Below are 14,926 nucleotides of genomic sequence, written 5' to 3'. Positions count from 1 at the left end.
TTGCCGGAACTGAGGTTGGATGGCCTAGCGGCGCTCTCAAGGCACAGGAGGAAGTTTGCAGGGCGAGACCTCATCATACCAAGGAGCTGAGATGCTGACGCATCATGCCTTAAAATATTGGTCAAGCCCGCAGCCATGTGGCACTACACTTTAAATGTAGCGGCTAGCTGAGATGAGTTTATGCGATGTCAACGTAATAACTAATGCCCTCATATTGGTACTGAGGAAGTGTTACCTCCACTTGGTTCTTTTCATCCTGACTTGCGGTATAAAAATGGGTTCCGGTCTGCGTGTTCAGGAAGCGGTGCAGTCCCAGACGGCCTTGATTTGCTTCTGCATATGCATAGTAAGCGATGCCTTCGTAATTTAGGCCTGGTAGATTTGTGATTACGCTATCGCGTTCCTCCAAGCTGGCGGTGTAAAAATGGGTGCCGGTACTGGTATTAAAGAAACGGAATACGGCCGTACCCGTTTCCGCACTGGCGTTTGTGTCAAAAGCATTGCCTTCAAATACAAAGCCCTGTCCTCCTCCCCGCAATCCATCGCGTTCCGCTGGCACCGCTGTATAAAAATGAGTGCCAGTGAGGGTGTTGAAGAAGCGCGCGACATCTGACAAACCATCATGGGCACCAGTTAGAAGTTCTTTGGGGGCTGCTGGGAGCAAGTTGTTAAAGTGTTCTGATGGTTTATAATAGAAGTAATTGACGCGTCCATCTGCGTCTCCAGTGTGCTGGAAGTGGGATAGCCAACGAATATCGCCATTCTCGCCGAGGAAACTTGCCTGAAACAATCCGTCTGTCATACCTAATTGCTCAAGGCTCCTAGCTTGGAAGTGGTTTGTTCCATCATTGAGCCATATCAACGGGTTGCCTTGAGGAGAAGGTAGTATAAAATCAGTTGTTCGAATTATGTCGAGCCAGCCGTCCGAGTTGATATCGACGAGCCGGGCGCCATATATTTCTGATTCAGTCTCGAAGCCGCCGGGGAAAAATTCCGTTGTGCGATCCAAGTAACCGCGAGCTCCATCATTAATAAGAAGTTGGAGAGCGCCAGGTTGGGCAAGGTCTTTTCCGCCAGCATTGAGAATGTCGACCCGCCCATCATTGTTGAAGTCGTAGATAATGAACTGGTGCGGCAGCCGGACAGAATTGGTCTCAAAAGGCAGCAATGTCACGTTGTCATCCGAGTAGTGTCCTGTGGATGATCCCCAATAGACCCTGCTTGGGATTAATTCACCGCCGAGCAGAAGATCTTGATAGCCATCGCCATCAAGATCCGCGAAATCAACAGTTAGGAACTTCTCCCTATTGGGGATTCCATTGACGACAGAAGCGGGCAATCGTGCTGTGTCCAGGGCAAAGTTTCCATTTCCGTCGTTCAGCAGAAGGTAAGGTCCGATCTGCTGCTGACCGTAAATATTCGCCACGTAAATATCGAGGTCACCGTCATTGTCGATGTCAGCTGCCGCAGCTCCGTGAGAGAAATCTGCCAGCGCCGGTATCCGGTAGCTGGCGTCGATAAATGTGCCATTTCCTGTGCCTAAGAGCAGCCTGTTCGGCTCGCCGGGGAAGGGGTTGGTGTCGTAGCCGTGGCTTGCGATAAACAGGTCGGCAATACCGTCGCCGTTGAAATCTCCACTTGCAAAACCACGCGGATGAGTCGTCAGGAAGTCGGAACCGTCTGTCATGGGATTGGTAACTGTGAAGGAGCCATCGGCATTCTGTCGGTAAAGGCGCAGAGGCGCTGTGCCAATCGGCTCAGGAGGGAAAATGAGTCCGAACGAGAGGAGGTCTTCCAGTCCATCACCGTTCACATCCTGGATGAGCCACTGCCGCAATCCGTTGTGGCTGAGGTGGCCATTGTTCAGTTCACCCCAGATGGTCTCAAATGCCTTTGCCATATCTGCCCTGTTCCCTCAGAAAATGAACGCCGCCGTCGCTCAACTTTGGGCTGGATCTGGTAGGTCGCATATCCCCCGCGAGGGGGAAAAGTGTGCTCGAGTGACGAAATAGTCCGGGTAGTCCTTCTAACTGAGCATGTTGCAGCAGCAATTCAGCGGGCTTCCGCGGTTTTGTGCAGTTTCTGGTTGCAACTCTGTACGGCGAGTTCAGAATAAATTAGCCGGATAATAATAATTATTTTTTAAAAACAATTATATAATACCATAATTATTATTATTCTTAATAATTCTTGTTTCGCATGATCTTCATGCTTCCTACAAGAAACTGTCACACAGGAGCACTAGGTTACGCCGAGCAAAAAGGGGTGGCCAATGCTGGAAGTCAGGGAAGTTACGCGTCTGTTCGGTCAGAAGGCCGCTGTGAACCGGATCAGTTTCGAAGTCACCGGTCCCGCCTTCGTCGGCATCATCGGCCGGTCCGGAGCGGGCAAGTCGACTTTCCTGCGTATGATGAACCGCCTGACGGATGCCAGTGCCGGTGAAATCCTGGTTGAGGGCCGCAATATCCTGGCGCTGAAGGGGGCGGCCTCGCGGGCCTGGCAGTCCCAGTGCGCCATGATCTTCCAGCAGTTCAACCTGGTGCCGCGCATGGATGTGGCCTCCAACGTGCTGCACGGCATCCTGAACCGCCGCTCCACGATCGAGACGATGTTCAGCCTCTGGTCCCGCGCCGATATTCTCAAGGCGCTCGAAATTCTCGACCGGCTTGGCATCGCCGAGCAGGCGCCGAAGCGGGCGGAGGCCCTCTCCGGCGGCCAGCAGCAGCGCGTCGCCATTGCCCGCGCCCTGATGCAGGATCCGAAGATCATTCTGGCTGACGAGCCGATCGCCAGCCTGGATCCCATGAATGCGCAGATCGTCATGGACACGCTGAAGAAGATCAACGTGGAAGACGGCCGCATGGTGATCGCCAACCTGCACACGCTCGACACCGCGCGGCGCTACTGCGACCGGGTGATCGGCATGCGCGACGGCGAAGTGGTGTTTGACGGCACGGCGGACGAACTGACTACCAGCGTTGCCCGCGAGATTTACGGAGCCGATGACAGCTTCAACGAAGCTGCCACCTCCACAAGCATTCCGGCGGATGCAAAGGCTGACGACCCGGCGTGGTCCCAGCCCGCCTACGCCGCCGCGATGGTGTCCTGACGGTCCCGGCCTGATTCCGGACCCAAGCCGGTTCAGGCCCCTATTCTGTGAAAATGGAGTTCTCATGAAGAAGCTGCTTCTGGCGACTGCCCTCTCGCTTGCCTGCACCACCGTTGCCGGTGCGCAGGAAAAGATCACCCAGTTCAACATCGGCATCCTCGGCGGTGAAAACGCCCAGGACCGCATGACCTCGAACGAGTGCTTCCGCGTCAAGGTGGAAGAAGCCCTCGGCGTTCCGGTCAAGCTCTTCACCCCGGCCGACTATGACGGCGTGATCCAGGGCATGCTCGGCGGTTCGATCGACTTCGCCGGCCTCGGCGCTTCGGCCTATGCCAAGATCTACCTGACCAACGCTGAAGCCGTTGAGCCGGTTCTGACCAAGCAGAATCTCGACGGCTCCACCGGCTACTACTCGATCGGTTTTGCCCGCAAGGACAGCGGCATCACCTCGATCGAAGACGCCAAGGGCAAGCGCTTTGCCTTCGCCGATCCGAACTCCACCTCCGGCTATCTGGTTCCGGGCGCAGAGCTGCAGAACACCTATGGCAAGCTGGACCAGTACTTCGGTGAAGTGCGTTTCTCCGGCGGCCATGAGCAGTCCATCGTTGGCGTCGCCAACGGCGACTTCGACGCCGCTGTGAGCTGGGCCGACGGCCTTGGCGAGTGGGAAGACGGCTACAACTCGGGCGCCTTCCGCAAGGCAGCTGACGCCGGCATCGTGGACATGAACGATCTCGTCGAGATCTGGAAGTCCAAGCTGATCCCGGAAGGCCCCTTCGTCATCCGCAAGGCTCTGCCGGACGACGTGAAGGCCAAGGTCACCGCCATTGCCGACACCATGTGGCAGGATGATCCCAAGTGCGCCTATGCCCTGTCGCATGGCGACGCCAAGGATCTGGTGCCGGTGACCCATGATGCCTACCTCGGCATCATCGCAGCCCGCAAGCTGCAGGAAGCCAAGTAAGCCTTCCGCATATCCATGCCGGGCTCCAGTGATGGAGCCCGGCACTCGCATTTTTCAGGGCACCATTTCAGGGCACCATGACCAATCTCGCGTACGGAGCTGATGGCGGCAGCCGCAAGGGCGTTGCCTCGCATCATGAAGCCTATCTGGAGATGACGCGGCGCAAGCGCCTTTATGGCGGCGTGCTGCTGCTGTTCTTCATCATGCTGTTCTCCTCCGGCTGGATCATGGCCGACGGGCGCAATGCCGGCGGCTTCTGGAACGGCCTGTCGCAGGTTTTCGACTTTCCCTCCGAAGTGCTGGCTGAGGCCTGGGCCAAGCGGGCGGTCCTGCCCGGCCTGATGGCCGATCATTTTGCCTCGCTGATCGAAACGGTGAACATCGCCGCCACGGCAACACTCATGGGCGCGCTGGCCGCCATGCTGCTGGCGCTGCTGGCCACCCGCAGCCTTGCCCGCTGGCCCCGTCTTGTGCCGCTGTTCCGCCGGATGATGGACGCCCTGCGCGCCATTCCGGAGATCGTCGTGGCACTGATGCTTGTCTTCATTCTCGGTGGCGGCCCCGTGCCGGCCGTCATCGCCATCGCCCTGCACACGGCAGGCGCGCTTGGCAAGCTCTTCTCGGAAGTGGCGGAAAACGCCGATCTGAAGCCGGTCGAAGGCCTCGCCTCCGTGGGTGCCTCCTGGATGCAGAAGATGTGGCTCGGCATCATTCCGCAGGTTTCGCCGAACTGGCTCTCCTATGCGCTGATGCGTTTTGAGATCAACGTCCGCGCTTCCGCCATTCTGGGCTTCGTCGGCTCCGGCGGCATCGGCTATGACCTGAAGATCGCCATGCAATGGGGCCAGGGCCGCTACGACGAGGTGGTGGCCATCTTCCTGATGCTCTTCGTGACAATCGTGCTGATCGACCGGCTGTCGGACCATGCCCGTCACAGGCTGGTGAAAGGACACTGACATGGCCACCATGGACATGCCGCAGACGGCGGACCTCAACAGCACCATCCTCACCCGCTTCCGTAACCACCGCATCGCAGCCTTCGCGGTGCCGGGGCTGATCCTGGCCTATCTCGCCTATGCGGCCTTTGCCTTCGATCTGGCGGGCCTTGCGCAGCGGGCAAGACTGGACAATGCGGCCATCCTGCTGGCGGACTTCTGGTCCTACAAGGTGCATGTGACGCGCGACAACCGCAACGGCGCCTTGTCCGTGGCCGTCGAAGGTGAAAACAAGGGCACCTATCCGGAAGGCATGCTGCCGGACTGGGTGACCAGTGACGGCACCACCACCGTGGTCGATCTGGGCGATGGCCATCTCGTCACCTATGACGCGGCCGGTGCGCGTTATGACGTGCCGGGGTATGGCGTCATCGATATCCAGCCCGAAGGCAATGGCCTGAAACTGACGGTCCCGCAGCCGCTGCCGGACTGGATCAATGCCTCGGATACCCGCGTGTCTGTGACGACCAAGGCCGGCCGTTTTGCCTATACCCGCTCCAAGGTGGAAACCTTCCGCTATTTCCCCGGCTGGGAGCTGTTCTTCTTCACCCTCGACAGCCCCTTCTACGGCAAGGGCCCGCTTGAGCTGATGAACCTTGCGCTCTGGGGCGAGCGGCTCAATCCGGAGCTGGCCAATGCGCCGGCCATGCTGCATGACTTCTGGACCAACCGGATGTGGCGGCATGGGGATGTGATGTGGGCCATGTTTGAAACCATGCTGATGGCTTTCCTCGGCACGGCTGGTGCCGCGCTGATCGCCTTCCCGCTCAGCTTCCTTGCGGCCCGTAACTTCAACCCGCTGGGACCGTTCCGCTTTGCCGCCCGCCGCGTGTTCGACTTCATCCGCGGTGTGGATGGCCTGATCTGGACCATCATCCTGTCGCGCGCCTTCGGCCCCGGGCCGATGACCGGTGCCCTGGCCATCATGATCACGGACACGGGCAGCTTCGGCAAGCTCTTCTCCGAAGCGCTGGAAAACATCGATGAGAAGCAGGTGGAGGGCGTGCGCTCCACCGGCGCCAATGCGGTGCAGCGCGCCCGCTTCGGCGTCATCCCGCAGGTGATGCCGGTGCTGCTCAGCCAGGCGCTCTACTTCCTTGAATCCAACACCCGCAGTGCCACGGTGATCGGCGCCATCGTGGGTGGCGGCATCGGCCTGCTGCTGACGCAGGCCATCCAGACCCAGCGCGACTGGGAAGAGGTGGCCTATTACATGACGCTGATCGTGCTGATGGTCATGGCCATGGACAGCCTGTCCGGCTGGCTGCGCAAGAAGCTGATCAAGGGCGAGTGAGCTGGGGCGAGTGAGCAGGGGCGAATACTACAAGATCCCGGTGAGGCAGCCTCACCGGGAGTGGGTATCAGATTGCAGAGCCGGCCGGCGGGGCGGCGGTGTCTGACAGCACCTTGACGACAAAGATCAGGTCCATCCACTGGCCGAACTTGAAGCCGACCTGCGGCAGGCGGCCTGTTTCGGTGAAGCCGAACCGGGCGTGCAGGGCGAGGGAGGCGGCATTATCCGCATCCACCGCGCCCACCAGCGCATGCAGCCCGGCGGCCTTGGCCCGCTCGATCAGCTCTGCCAGAAGCGCCTTGCCGGTGCCTTTGCCCTGCGCCGCCTTGCTGACATAGATCGAGTGCTCCATGGTCAGGTTGTAGCCCTCCTTGGCGCGAAAGGGCCCGTAGCTGGCATAGCCCAGCAAGCCGTCCGTCTCATCAACCGCGACGATCACCGGCAGGCCTGCGGCCTGACGGCCTTCCAGCCATTTGCGCCTGTCTTCCAGAGTGTCGAGGCGGTCGGTCCAGATGGCCCGAAGCTCCCGCACGGCGGTGTTGTGCAGGTCGAGAAGGGCGGGCAGATCTTCGTGAGTGGCGGGGCGCAGCTGCATGGCTCGGGTTCCGGATTGCATTAGATTTTCGTCTTCTATACCCTCTCAACGCAAAAGAAATTATCCCTTCCATAAGAAAATTCAATCGATGGACTTCGATCAGCTCCACACCTTCGACCGTGTCGTGCGCGATGGCAGCTTCACCCGCGCCGCTGCCCGGCTCAATGTCACGCAGGCGACCGTTTCCATGCGCATCAAGGCGCTGGAAGATGCGGTGGGCGGGTCATTGTTCCTGCGCGGGCGCAATGTGCGCCTGACGGATGTGGGCATCAGCTTCCTGCCCTATTGCCGGCGCATGCTGGGGGTGATGCAGGAGGCGCGCGAGGCGCTCAAGCGCGCCGAGCGCGGACGTGTCGCCATCGGTACGCTCAGCACCATGATCATGCCGCTGGTCAGCCGCGCGCTGCTACGGTTTCAGCGCCGTCATGCCGGGGTGGATGTGATCGTGCGCGATGGCCGCCACACACATGTGGCCACCATGCTGCATGAGCGCGAGGTGGATCTGGCCGTCATGTGCTGGCCCAACATCGATCCGTTGCTGACCCATGTTGAGCCGCTGTTCGTGCTGCGCGAGGATCTGCCGCTGGTGGCGGCGCCTGCCGTCGCGGAGCGGATCGGTGAGGCGCCGGACATGCAGGAGGCTCTGCGCCTTGCGCCGCGCTTCCTTAATCTGCGCTGGTGGCAGATCGCACCGGCGCGGATGACGTCGCTGACGCTGGCGGCCCCCTCCTGTGTAGAGCTTCCAACCGAGCCGGGGCGCTATCTGGTGGAGGCGGGCGAGGGGATCGGCTTCTTTGTCCGCTCATCCGTCGAGGCATCGCTGGCGGCGGGGCGTCTCGTCGAAATCCGCCCTGCCGACTTCGAGCCTCTGACCCGTGACATTGCGCTGGTGGTGCAGTCGCGCAAATCACTCGAGCAGGAAATGCTGCTCGACTTTGCCCTCGAAATTGCGGACGAAGCAGCCCGGTTCGGCACCATCCTGCGCCGTGATTTGCCGCCCCGGCCCGGGATTTGAGTCAAGTCTTCGCATCAGGGTTAAAAAATACGCCGGAAACCCATGCTTCAACCACTGCAATCCCCTTTGCGGAAGCCAAACGGAGTGGTAAACGGGCAAGCATGACGAGCCAGCCCATTTCCAATATTCGCAACTTCTCCATCGTGGCCCACATCGACCACGGCAAGTCCACGCTTGCGGACCGTCTCATCCAGATGACGGGCACGCTGACGGACCGGGAGATGACCGATCAGGTTCTTGACTCGATGGACATCGAGCGGGAACGCGGCATCACGATCAAGGCGCAGACCGTGCGCCTCGTCTACAATGCCAAGGACGGGCAGCAATATATCCTGAACCTGATCGACACGCCGGGCCACGTGGACTTCGCCTATGAAGTCTCGCGCTCGCTCGCAGCCTGCGAGGGCTCGCTGCTGGTGGTCGATGCCAGCCAGGGCGTGGAAGCCCAGACGCTGGCCAACGTCTATCAGGCCATCGACAACAACCACGAGATCGTTACCGTCCTCAACAAGATCGACCTGCCCGCCGCCGAGCCGGACCGGGTGAAGGAGCAGATCGAGGAAGTGATCGGCATCGATGCCACCGATGCGGTGATGATCTCCGCCAAGACCGGTCTTGGCATCGAGGACGTGCTGGAAGCCATTGTCACCCGTCTTCCGGCGCCGAAGGGCGACAGGGACGGGCCGCTGAAGGCCATGCTGGTGGACAGCTGGTACGATCCCTATCTGGGCGTGATGGTGCTGGTGCGCATCATCGACGGTACGCTGAAGCGCGGCCAGCGCATCCGCATGATGGGCACGAATGCGTCCTATGAAGTGGACCGCGTCGGCGTGATGACGCCGAAGTTCCTGCAGGTGGACCAGATCGGCCCCGGCGAGATCGGCGTTCTGACCGGTTCCATCAAGGAAGTCGCCGATACCCGCGTGGGTGACACGATCACCGACGAGCGCAAGCCCTGCGCCGAGGCGCTGCCGGGCTTCAAGCCGGCGCAGCCGGTGGTGTTCTGCGGCCTCTTCCCGGTGGATGCGGGGGACTTTGAGGACCTGCGCGCTGCTGTTGGCAAGCTGCGCCTCAACGACGCCAGCTTCTCCTTCGAGATGGAAACCTCTGCGGCGCTGGGCTTCGGCTTCCGCTGCGGCTTCCTCGGCCTCTTGCATCTGGAAATCATTCAGGAGCGCCTGTCGCGCGAGTTCGACCTCGACCTCATCGCCACGGCGCCTTCGGTGGTCTACCAGATGACCCTGACCGACGGCTCGGAAGTGGATCTGCACAACCCGGCGGACATGCCGGATGTGGTGAAGATCCAGGAGATCCGCGAGCCGTGGATCCGCGCCAACATCATGACGCCGGACGAATATCTCGGCGCCATCCTCAAGCTGTGCCAGGAGCGGCGCGGCGTGCAGGTGGATCTGGCCTATGTCGGCTCGCGTGCCATGGTCACCTATGACCTGCCGCTGAACGAAGTCGTGTTCGACTTCTACGACCGCCTCAAGTCCATCTCCAAGGGCTACGCCTCCTTCGACTATTCCTTGTCAGATTACCGCGAGGGCGACCTCGTCAAGATGTCGATCCTCGTCAACGAGGAACCGGTCGACGCCTTGTCGATGCTGATCCATCGCTCCCAGGCCGAGCGCCGTGGCCGTGCCATGTGCGAGAAGCTGAAGGATCTGATCCCGCGGCACATGTTCAAGATCCCGATCCAGGCCGCCATCGGCGCCCGGGTGATCGCCCGCGAAACCCTTGCTGCCCTGCGCAAGGACGTGACCGCCAAGTGCTACGGCGGTGACGCCACCCGCAAGCGCAAGCTTCTGGAAAAGCAGAAGGAAGGCAAGAAGCGGATGCGTCAGTTCGGCAAGGTCGAGATCCCGCAGGAAGCCTTCATCAAGGCTCTGAAGATGGACGAGTAAAACAAAATACCCGGCGAGCCTGCTCTGCCGGGTATTGTTTTAGTCCGCAAGGATCCGCCAAGGCATGGCGCCAGCGCCATGCCTTTTTTATTGTACCAAGCTCTCGATGCTGACGCATCACGCCTTGAAAAGGCCCAAGCGCCGCACGGGCTTGAGCAACTCTCGATAAGTCAAGCTCATCAAGAGTTGGTTTTACATCACGGCACCAACCTGCCAGGGCACGAACTCGTTGTCGCCGAGGCCGAGGGCTTCGGACTTCGACTTCTGGCCCGAGGCGACGGCGAGGATCATGTCGAGGATTTCCTCGCCCTTGGCTTCAAGGCTGATGCCTTTCGACAGCACGTCACCGGTGTTCAGGTCCATGTCTTCCGGCATGGCGTTGAACAGGATGTCGTTGGTGGCCACCTTGATGGTGGGGGCGGGCTTGGAGCCGAAGGCAGAGCCGCGGCCCGTGGTGAAGACCACCAGTTGCGCGCCGCCCGCGATCTGGCCCGTCGCCGACACGGGGTCATAGCCGGGGGTGTCCATGAAGACGAGGCCGGGTTCCGTCACCTGTGCGGCATAGTCGTAGAAGGCGGTCAGCGGCGTGGAGCCCGCCTTGGCAACGGCCCCCAGCGACTTCTCCAGAATGGTCGTCAGCCCGCCCGCCTTGTTGCCGGGGCTCGGGTTGTTGTCCATGCTGCCGTCGTTCATCTCGGTGTAATGCTCCCACCAGCGGATGCAGCCGATGAGATCATCCGCCACCTTCTGCGTGGCAGCACGGCGCAGCAGCAGCTGTTCGGCACCGTAGATTTCCGGCGTTTCCGACAGGATCACCGTGCCGCCAAGGCCGACGATCATGTCCGATGCCTTGCCAAGCGCAGGGTTCGCGGTGATGCCGGACAGGCCGTCCGAGCCGCCGCACTGCAAGCCGATGCGCAGGGCCGAGACAGGGCAGGGCTGGCGCTGTGCCTTGTTCACCTCGGGCAGGATCTCCAGCACCTTGGCCTTGATGGCCGCGATGGTGGCACGGGTGCCGCCGGTGTCCTGAATGGTCAGGCCGTGGAAATGGCCGGCGCCTTCCGCCCCGAAGGTGTGCTTCATGCGCGCGATCTGCATCACCTCGCAGCCGAGGCCGACGAAGACGGCCGCGCCCACGTTGGGGTGGGTGGCATGGCCCCACAGCACGCGCTGAAGGATGTCAAAGCCGCGCCCCTCGGAGGCCATGCCGCAGCCGGTGCCATGGGCAAAGGCGACGATGCCGTCCACATTCGGATAGTCTTCCAGCACGCCGGAGTTCTCCAGCTCGAAGGCTGCCCGGCGGATCACGGTGGCAGAGCAGTTCACCGTGGCGCAGAGGGCGATGAAATTGCGCGTGCCCACCCGGCCGTCCTTGCGAACATAGCCGTCGAAGGTGCGCGGGGCGGGCGAGGGCACGGCGGCCTTCGCCCGTTCCAGATCGGCACCGGTCTGATACTGCTGATCGTGGTCCCCGAAGGCGCAGTTGTGGGTGTGCACGTGCTCCCCGGCGGCAATGTCCTTGCTTGCCCGGCCGATGATCTGGCCGAACTTGAGGATTTCCGCTCCTGTGGGGATAGCGGTCAGGGCCACCTTGTGGCCCGGAGTGAGGGGTGTGGCGAGTGCCACACCCAACCCGAGAGGATCGCTGCCTGCGGCAAGGCGCTCCTTCACGATACCCACATTGTCGTCGGGATGAAGAACGATCAGCTGGCTCATGGCTTGCCTCGGTTACAGGGACTGCAAGGTCTTGCGGGCACCCTGGCTCAGCAGCAGGCCAAGGGCCTCTGCCACCGGGGCCTGCAGCTGGCTGGCAAGGGCGGGATCAAAGATCTCGCGCACACCCAGAAGGGCTGCCGCCTTGCCTTCCGCCGTTGCGGCGCTGTCGAAGAGCTCACGCAGGCGTGCGGCCAGCGGGTCCTTCACCTCGATCGGCGCGCCCGTCTCGTCCACACCGCCCACATAGCGCATCCACGCAGCCACGGCGAGCATCAGGCGCGGGCTGTTGCGGCCGGCCTTCAGGTTCTCGCCCAGGGTGGAGAGAATGCGCTGCGGCAGTTTCTGGCTGCCGTCCATGGCGATCTGCCAGGTGAGGTGGCGGATGCCGGTGTTGGCAAAGCGGGCCTTGAGGGCTGCCGCATAACCGGCGAGATCCACGCCCGGCGGCGGGGTCAGCGCGGGGATGATCTCCTCGCTCCACAGGCGGGTGACGAAACCGGCCAGAGCCTCGTCGGCCATGGTGTCGGCAATCGTCTTGTGGCCCGAGAGGTAACCCAGATAGGCGAGCGAGGAATGCGCGCCGTTGAGCATGCGCAGCTTCATGTGCTCGTAGACGGCAACGTCAGACACCAGCTCGACGCCAACGGCGCCGAGGTCCGGGCGCTCGCCGCCCACGAAGTCGTCCTCGACCACCCACTGGCGGAACGGCTCATGCACCACGAGGCCGTCTTCGTTACGGCCGGTGACGGCGGACAGGCGCTCGATGTCTTCCGGTTTGGTCGCCGGGACGATGCGGTCCACCATGGTGGAGGGGAAGCGGCCTTCGCGCTCGATCCAGTCCGCAAGGGCCGGGTCGATGAGGCGGGCGAGATCCAGCACCACGCCGCGCACCACCTTGCCGTTGTGGGGCAGGTTATCGCAGGTCATGACGGTGAAGGGGGCAAGGCCAGCGGCAAAGCGGCGCTGCAGGGCACGCACGAGATAGCCCGGCGCGGAGACGGGCAGGGCGTTGACCAGATCCTTCTGGATGTCCGGATGGGACTGGTTCAGGCGGCCGGTGCTCGGCTCGTGGCAATAGCCCTTCTCGGTGACCGTCAGGGTGACGATCTTCACATCGGGGCTGGCCATGGCGGCAAGCACGGCGTCCGGGCTTTCCGGGGCCACCAGCACATCACGGATGATGCGCACGTCGCGGCGGGTCTCCCCATCGGGACCCAGCTCCACGGCGGTGTATTCGAAATTGCGCGGTGCCATGCGGTCGCGCGTCGTGGGGCTCTGCAGCGAAACGCCGGTGATGGCCCAGTTGCCGCCGGAGCGGGCAACGGCTTCCTCGATGAAAATGGCACCATGGGCGCGGTAGAAGGCACCAAGCCCCAGGTGGACGATGCCCACCTTGGCATTCACGACACGTTCGATTTCCAGATCAGCGGGCAAGCCAGCCTCCGTCAACATTCAGCACTGCACCATGGATGTAATTGGCAGCCGGAGAGGCAAGGAATACGGCGGCTTCGCCGATGTCCGAGGCCTGGCCCCAGCGGCCGGCAGGGATACGCTCAAGGATGGCCTTGTTGCGCACCGGGTCCGCCCGCAGTGCTTCGGTATTGTTCGTTTCGATGTAACCGGGGGCGATGGCATTCACATTGATGCCCTTCGCCGCCCATTCGTTGGCCAGAAGCTTGGTGATGCCTGCAACACCATGCTTCGAGGCCGTGTAGGACGGCACCCGGATACCACCCTGGAATGACAGGAGCGAGGCAATGTTGACGATCTTGCCATTTCCTCCACGGCCAAGAACGGCCTTGCCGAAGGCCTGGCAGGTGAAGAACACGGCCTTCAGGTTCACGTCCATCACCTCATCCCAGTCGGCCTCGGTGAAATCCACTGCATCGGCGCGCCGGATGATGCCCGCGTTGTTGATGAGGATGTCCACCGGTTCGGCGGCGAACACGTCACGGGCGGCCATCGGGTCGGCGAAGTCGAGCACCAGTTCGCGCGCCTTGCCCTTGCTGCCAGCGATGAGGGCAACGGTCTCCGCGCAGGACGAGCGTCCCGCGCAGATGACGTCCGCCCCGGCGCGGCCAAGCGCCATGGCGATGGCCTGACCGATGCCCGTGTTGGCACCGGTCACAAGGGCGGTCTTGCCCTCAAGCGAGAAGGGGTTCACCGCAGATCCTCCATGGCGACCATTTCCACGTCCTTGTAGTCGACGTTGTCGCCGGCCATGGCCCAGATGAAGGTATAGCTGCCGGTGCCTGCGCCGCAGTGGATGGACCAGGGCGGGGAGACCACCGCATCCTCGTTCTTCATGACCAGATGGCGGGTTTCCTGCGGCTCGCCCATGAAGTGGAACACGCGCTGCTCCGGCTTCATGTCGAAATAGAGATAGGCCTCCATGCGCCGGTCATGCACGTGGGCAGGCATGGTGTTCCAGACAGAGCCGTTGTGCAGCTGGGTGTAGCCGACGACGAGCTGGCAGGAAGTCATCACCGCCGGATGCACGAACTGGTAGATGGTGCGGTCGTTGGAGGTCTCGGCCGAGCCGAGCTTGACCTTCTCGGCCTCGCCGATGCGGATCAGGCGGGCGGGGTAAGCAGCGTGGGCCGGAGCGGAGAGGATGTAGAAACGGCCTTCGCCTTCGAAGGTCACCTTGCCCGAGCCCAGCGGCAGATAGAGCACGTCGCCGCGCTCCATGACGTAGGTTTCGCCTGCTGCAGAGACCTTGCCGCTGGTGCCGACGTTGACGACGGCCATCTCGCGGCGGTCGAGGATGCTGGCGGTGCCGCATTCCTTGACCTGATCCAGCACCAGCGGCGCGCCCGAGGGAACGGCGGCGCCGACGATCATGCGGTCATAGTGGGTGTAGACGAGGCGGATCTCTCCGGCAGCAAACAGGCTGCCCATGTGGAAATGCTTGCGCAGTTCTTCCGTGTCCATCCGCTTTGCGGTCTGCGGATCAATGGCGTGGCGGGTTTCGACGGTCAGCATGGAACGGATCCTTCCTTAACTTCAAACTCAGAGAAAATCGTCACGGCGGGGCGTGAAGGTGTCGATCAGGGTGCCGGGCTCAAGGCAGCGGCAGCCATGGATGGCCATGGAGGGGATGACGAAACTGTCGCCCGGTCCCACCTCGGTCTCCTTGCCGTCCACCTGAAACAGAAAGCGGCCGCTTTCCACATAGGTAGACTGGATGTGCGGGTGGTTGTGCAGCTTGCCCTCGGCGCCCTCGTGGCCGAAGCGGAAGGCAACGACCATGAGTTCCGGGCTTTCGGACAGAACCTGGCGGGTGACGCCAGGATCTGCGGTAACGGCAGGATAGGTCTTCAGCATGGGA

General features: G+C 61.8%; 13 protein-coding genes. 6 read left to right on the top strand and 7 right to left on the bottom strand.

Annotated features, from left to right (window positions below; genetic code table 11):
* Positions 1-178: 178 nt before the first annotated feature.
* On the bottom strand, positions 179-1,900 hold the full coding sequence (locus tag IF10I1_RS11585; protein WP_186392894.1) for an FG-GAP-like repeat-containing protein: 1,722 nt from the start codon (positions 1,898-1,900) through the stop codon (positions 179-181).
* A gap of 372 nt (positions 1,901-2,272) precedes the next feature.
* On the opposite strand from IF10I1_RS11585, the gene phnC reads away from it, so the two are divergent.
* The 4 genes from phnC (at position 2,273) to phnE (IF10I1_RS11565) (ending at position 6,362) form a co-directional block, all read left to right on the top strand.
* Positions 2,273-3,109 carry a phosphonate ABC transporter ATP-binding protein gene (phnC, locus tag IF10I1_RS11580; RefSeq protein WP_050474329.1) on the top strand — a complete coding sequence of 279 codons (837 nt, stop codon included), beginning with the start codon at positions 2,273-2,275 and terminating at the stop codon, positions 3,107-3,109.
* Positions 3,110-3,173: 64 nt separating this feature from the next.
* Positions 3,174-4,073, top strand: coding sequence for a phosphonate ABC transporter substrate-binding protein (gene phnD, locus IF10I1_RS11575; RefSeq protein ID WP_186392893.1), 900 nt, complete (start codon positions 3,174-3,176; stop codon positions 4,071-4,073).
* Positions 4,074-4,150: 77 nt separating this feature from the next.
* On the top strand, positions 4,151-5,029 hold the full coding sequence (phnE, locus tag IF10I1_RS11570) for a phosphonate ABC transporter, permease protein PhnE (protein WP_174235445.1): 879 nt from the start codon (positions 4,151-4,153) through the stop codon (positions 5,027-5,029).
* Position 5,030: 1 nt separating this feature from the next.
* Entirely contained in the window at positions 5,031-6,362 is a 1,332-nt protein-coding gene (phnE, locus tag IF10I1_RS11565; RefSeq protein ID WP_208994274.1) for a phosphonate ABC transporter, permease protein PhnE, read from the top strand.
* Between the two features lie 67 nt (positions 6,363-6,429).
* Here phnE (IF10I1_RS11565) and IF10I1_RS11560 read toward each other — a convergent pair whose 3' ends face one another.
* Positions 6,430-6,957, bottom strand: coding sequence for a GNAT family N-acetyltransferase (locus tag IF10I1_RS11560; RefSeq protein WP_186392892.1), 528 nt, complete (start codon positions 6,955-6,957; stop codon positions 6,430-6,432).
* Positions 6,958-7,045: 88 nt separating this feature from the next.
* On the opposite strand from IF10I1_RS11560, the gene IF10I1_RS11555 reads away from it, so the two are divergent.
* Both IF10I1_RS11555 and lepA read left to right on the top strand, forming a co-directional pair.
* Complete coding sequence (locus tag IF10I1_RS11555; protein WP_186392891.1) at positions 7,046-7,972, top strand: LysR family transcriptional regulator; 927 nt, start codon at positions 7,046-7,048, stop codon at positions 7,970-7,972.
* 101 nt (positions 7,973-8,073) lie between these two features.
* Complete coding sequence (gene lepA, locus IF10I1_RS11550; protein WP_186392890.1) at positions 8,074-9,879, top strand: translation elongation factor 4; 1,806 nt, start codon at positions 8,074-8,076, stop codon at positions 9,877-9,879.
* A gap of 192 nt (positions 9,880-10,071) precedes the next feature.
* Here the strand turns inward: lepA and IF10I1_RS11545 are convergent, their stop codons facing one another.
* The 5 genes from IF10I1_RS11545 to IF10I1_RS11525 are packed head-to-tail and all read right to left on the bottom strand — an operon-like array spanning position 10,072 to position 14,922.
* The gene (locus tag IF10I1_RS11545; RefSeq protein ID WP_186392889.1) at positions 10,072-11,595 is read right to left on the bottom strand and encodes a UxaA family hydrolase; all 1,524 of its coding nucleotides are present in this window, start codon (positions 11,593-11,595) and stop codon (positions 10,072-10,074) included.
* Positions 11,596-11,607: 12 nt separating this feature from the next.
* On the bottom strand, positions 11,608-13,029 hold the full coding sequence (locus IF10I1_RS11540; protein ID WP_244284698.1) for a mannitol dehydrogenase family protein: 1,422 nt from the start codon (positions 13,027-13,029) through the stop codon (positions 11,608-11,610).
* Positions 13,019-13,759, bottom strand: coding sequence for a 2-dehydro-3-deoxy-D-gluconate 5-dehydrogenase KduD (kduD, locus tag IF10I1_RS11535; RefSeq protein ID WP_186392888.1), 741 nt, complete (start codon positions 13,757-13,759; stop codon positions 13,019-13,021). The genes IF10I1_RS11540 and kduD overlap by 11 nt, the downstream gene beginning before the upstream one ends.
* Positions 13,756-14,580: a 5-dehydro-4-deoxy-D-glucuronate isomerase gene (gene kduI, locus IF10I1_RS11530; RefSeq protein ID WP_186392887.1), complete on the bottom strand. Its 825-nt coding sequence runs from the start codon at positions 14,578-14,580 to the stop codon at positions 13,756-13,758. Before kduI ends, kduD begins: the two co-directional genes overlap by 4 nt.
* Before the next feature lie 27 nt (positions 14,581-14,607).
* Complete coding sequence (locus tag IF10I1_RS11525; RefSeq protein ID WP_094463429.1) at positions 14,608-14,922, bottom strand: cupin domain-containing protein; 315 nt, start codon at positions 14,920-14,922, stop codon at positions 14,608-14,610.
* Positions 14,923-14,926 lie beyond the last annotated feature (4 nt).

Origin of the sequence: Pannonibacter sp. I15F10I1 (assembly GCF_900185665.1) — a bacterium.
Classification (GTDB): Bacteria; Pseudomonadota; Alphaproteobacteria; order Rhizobiales; family Stappiaceae; genus Pannonibacter; species Pannonibacter indicus.
Note: the sequence above shows the minus strand (reverse complement) of the source record. Positions and strands in the feature narration are given on the sequence as shown.

Bases quoted from the DNA above. Each gene is read 5' to 3' on its own strand.
- IF10I1_RS11585 (WP_186392894.1), bottom strand. From the start codon at position 1,900: ATGGCAAAGGCATTTGAGACCATCTGGGGTGAACTGAACAATGGCCAC.
- phnC (WP_050474329.1), top strand. From the start codon at position 2,273: ATGCTGGAAGTCAGGGAAGTTACGCGTCTGTTCGGTCAGAAGGCCGCT.
- phnD (WP_186392893.1), top strand. From the start codon at position 3,174: ATGAAGAAGCTGCTTCTGGCGACTGCCCTCTCGCTTGCCTGCACCACC.
- phnE (WP_174235445.1), top strand. From the start codon at position 4,151: ATGACCAATCTCGCGTACGGAGCTGATGGCGGCAGCCGCAAGGGCGTT.
- phnE (WP_208994274.1), top strand. From the start codon at position 5,031: ATGGCCACCATGGACATGCCGCAGACGGCGGACCTCAACAGCACCATC.
- IF10I1_RS11560 (WP_186392892.1), bottom strand. From the start codon at position 6,957: ATGCAGCTGCGCCCCGCCACTCACGAAGATCTGCCCGCCCTTCTCGAC.
- IF10I1_RS11555 (WP_186392891.1), top strand. From the start codon at position 7,046: ATGGACTTCGATCAGCTCCACACCTTCGACCGTGTCGTGCGCGATGGC.
- lepA (WP_186392890.1), top strand. From the start codon at position 8,074: ATGACGAGCCAGCCCATTTCCAATATTCGCAACTTCTCCATCGTGGCC.
- IF10I1_RS11545 (WP_186392889.1), bottom strand. From the start codon at position 11,595: ATGAGCCAGCTGATCGTTCTTCATCCCGACGACAATGTGGGTATCGTG.
- kduI (WP_186392887.1), bottom strand. From the start codon at position 14,580: ATGCTGACCGTCGAAACCCGCCACGCCATTGATCCGCAGACCGCAAAG.
- IF10I1_RS11525 (WP_094463429.1), bottom strand. From the start codon at position 14,922: ATGCTGAAGACCTATCCTGCCGTTACCGCAGATCCTGGCGTCACCCGC.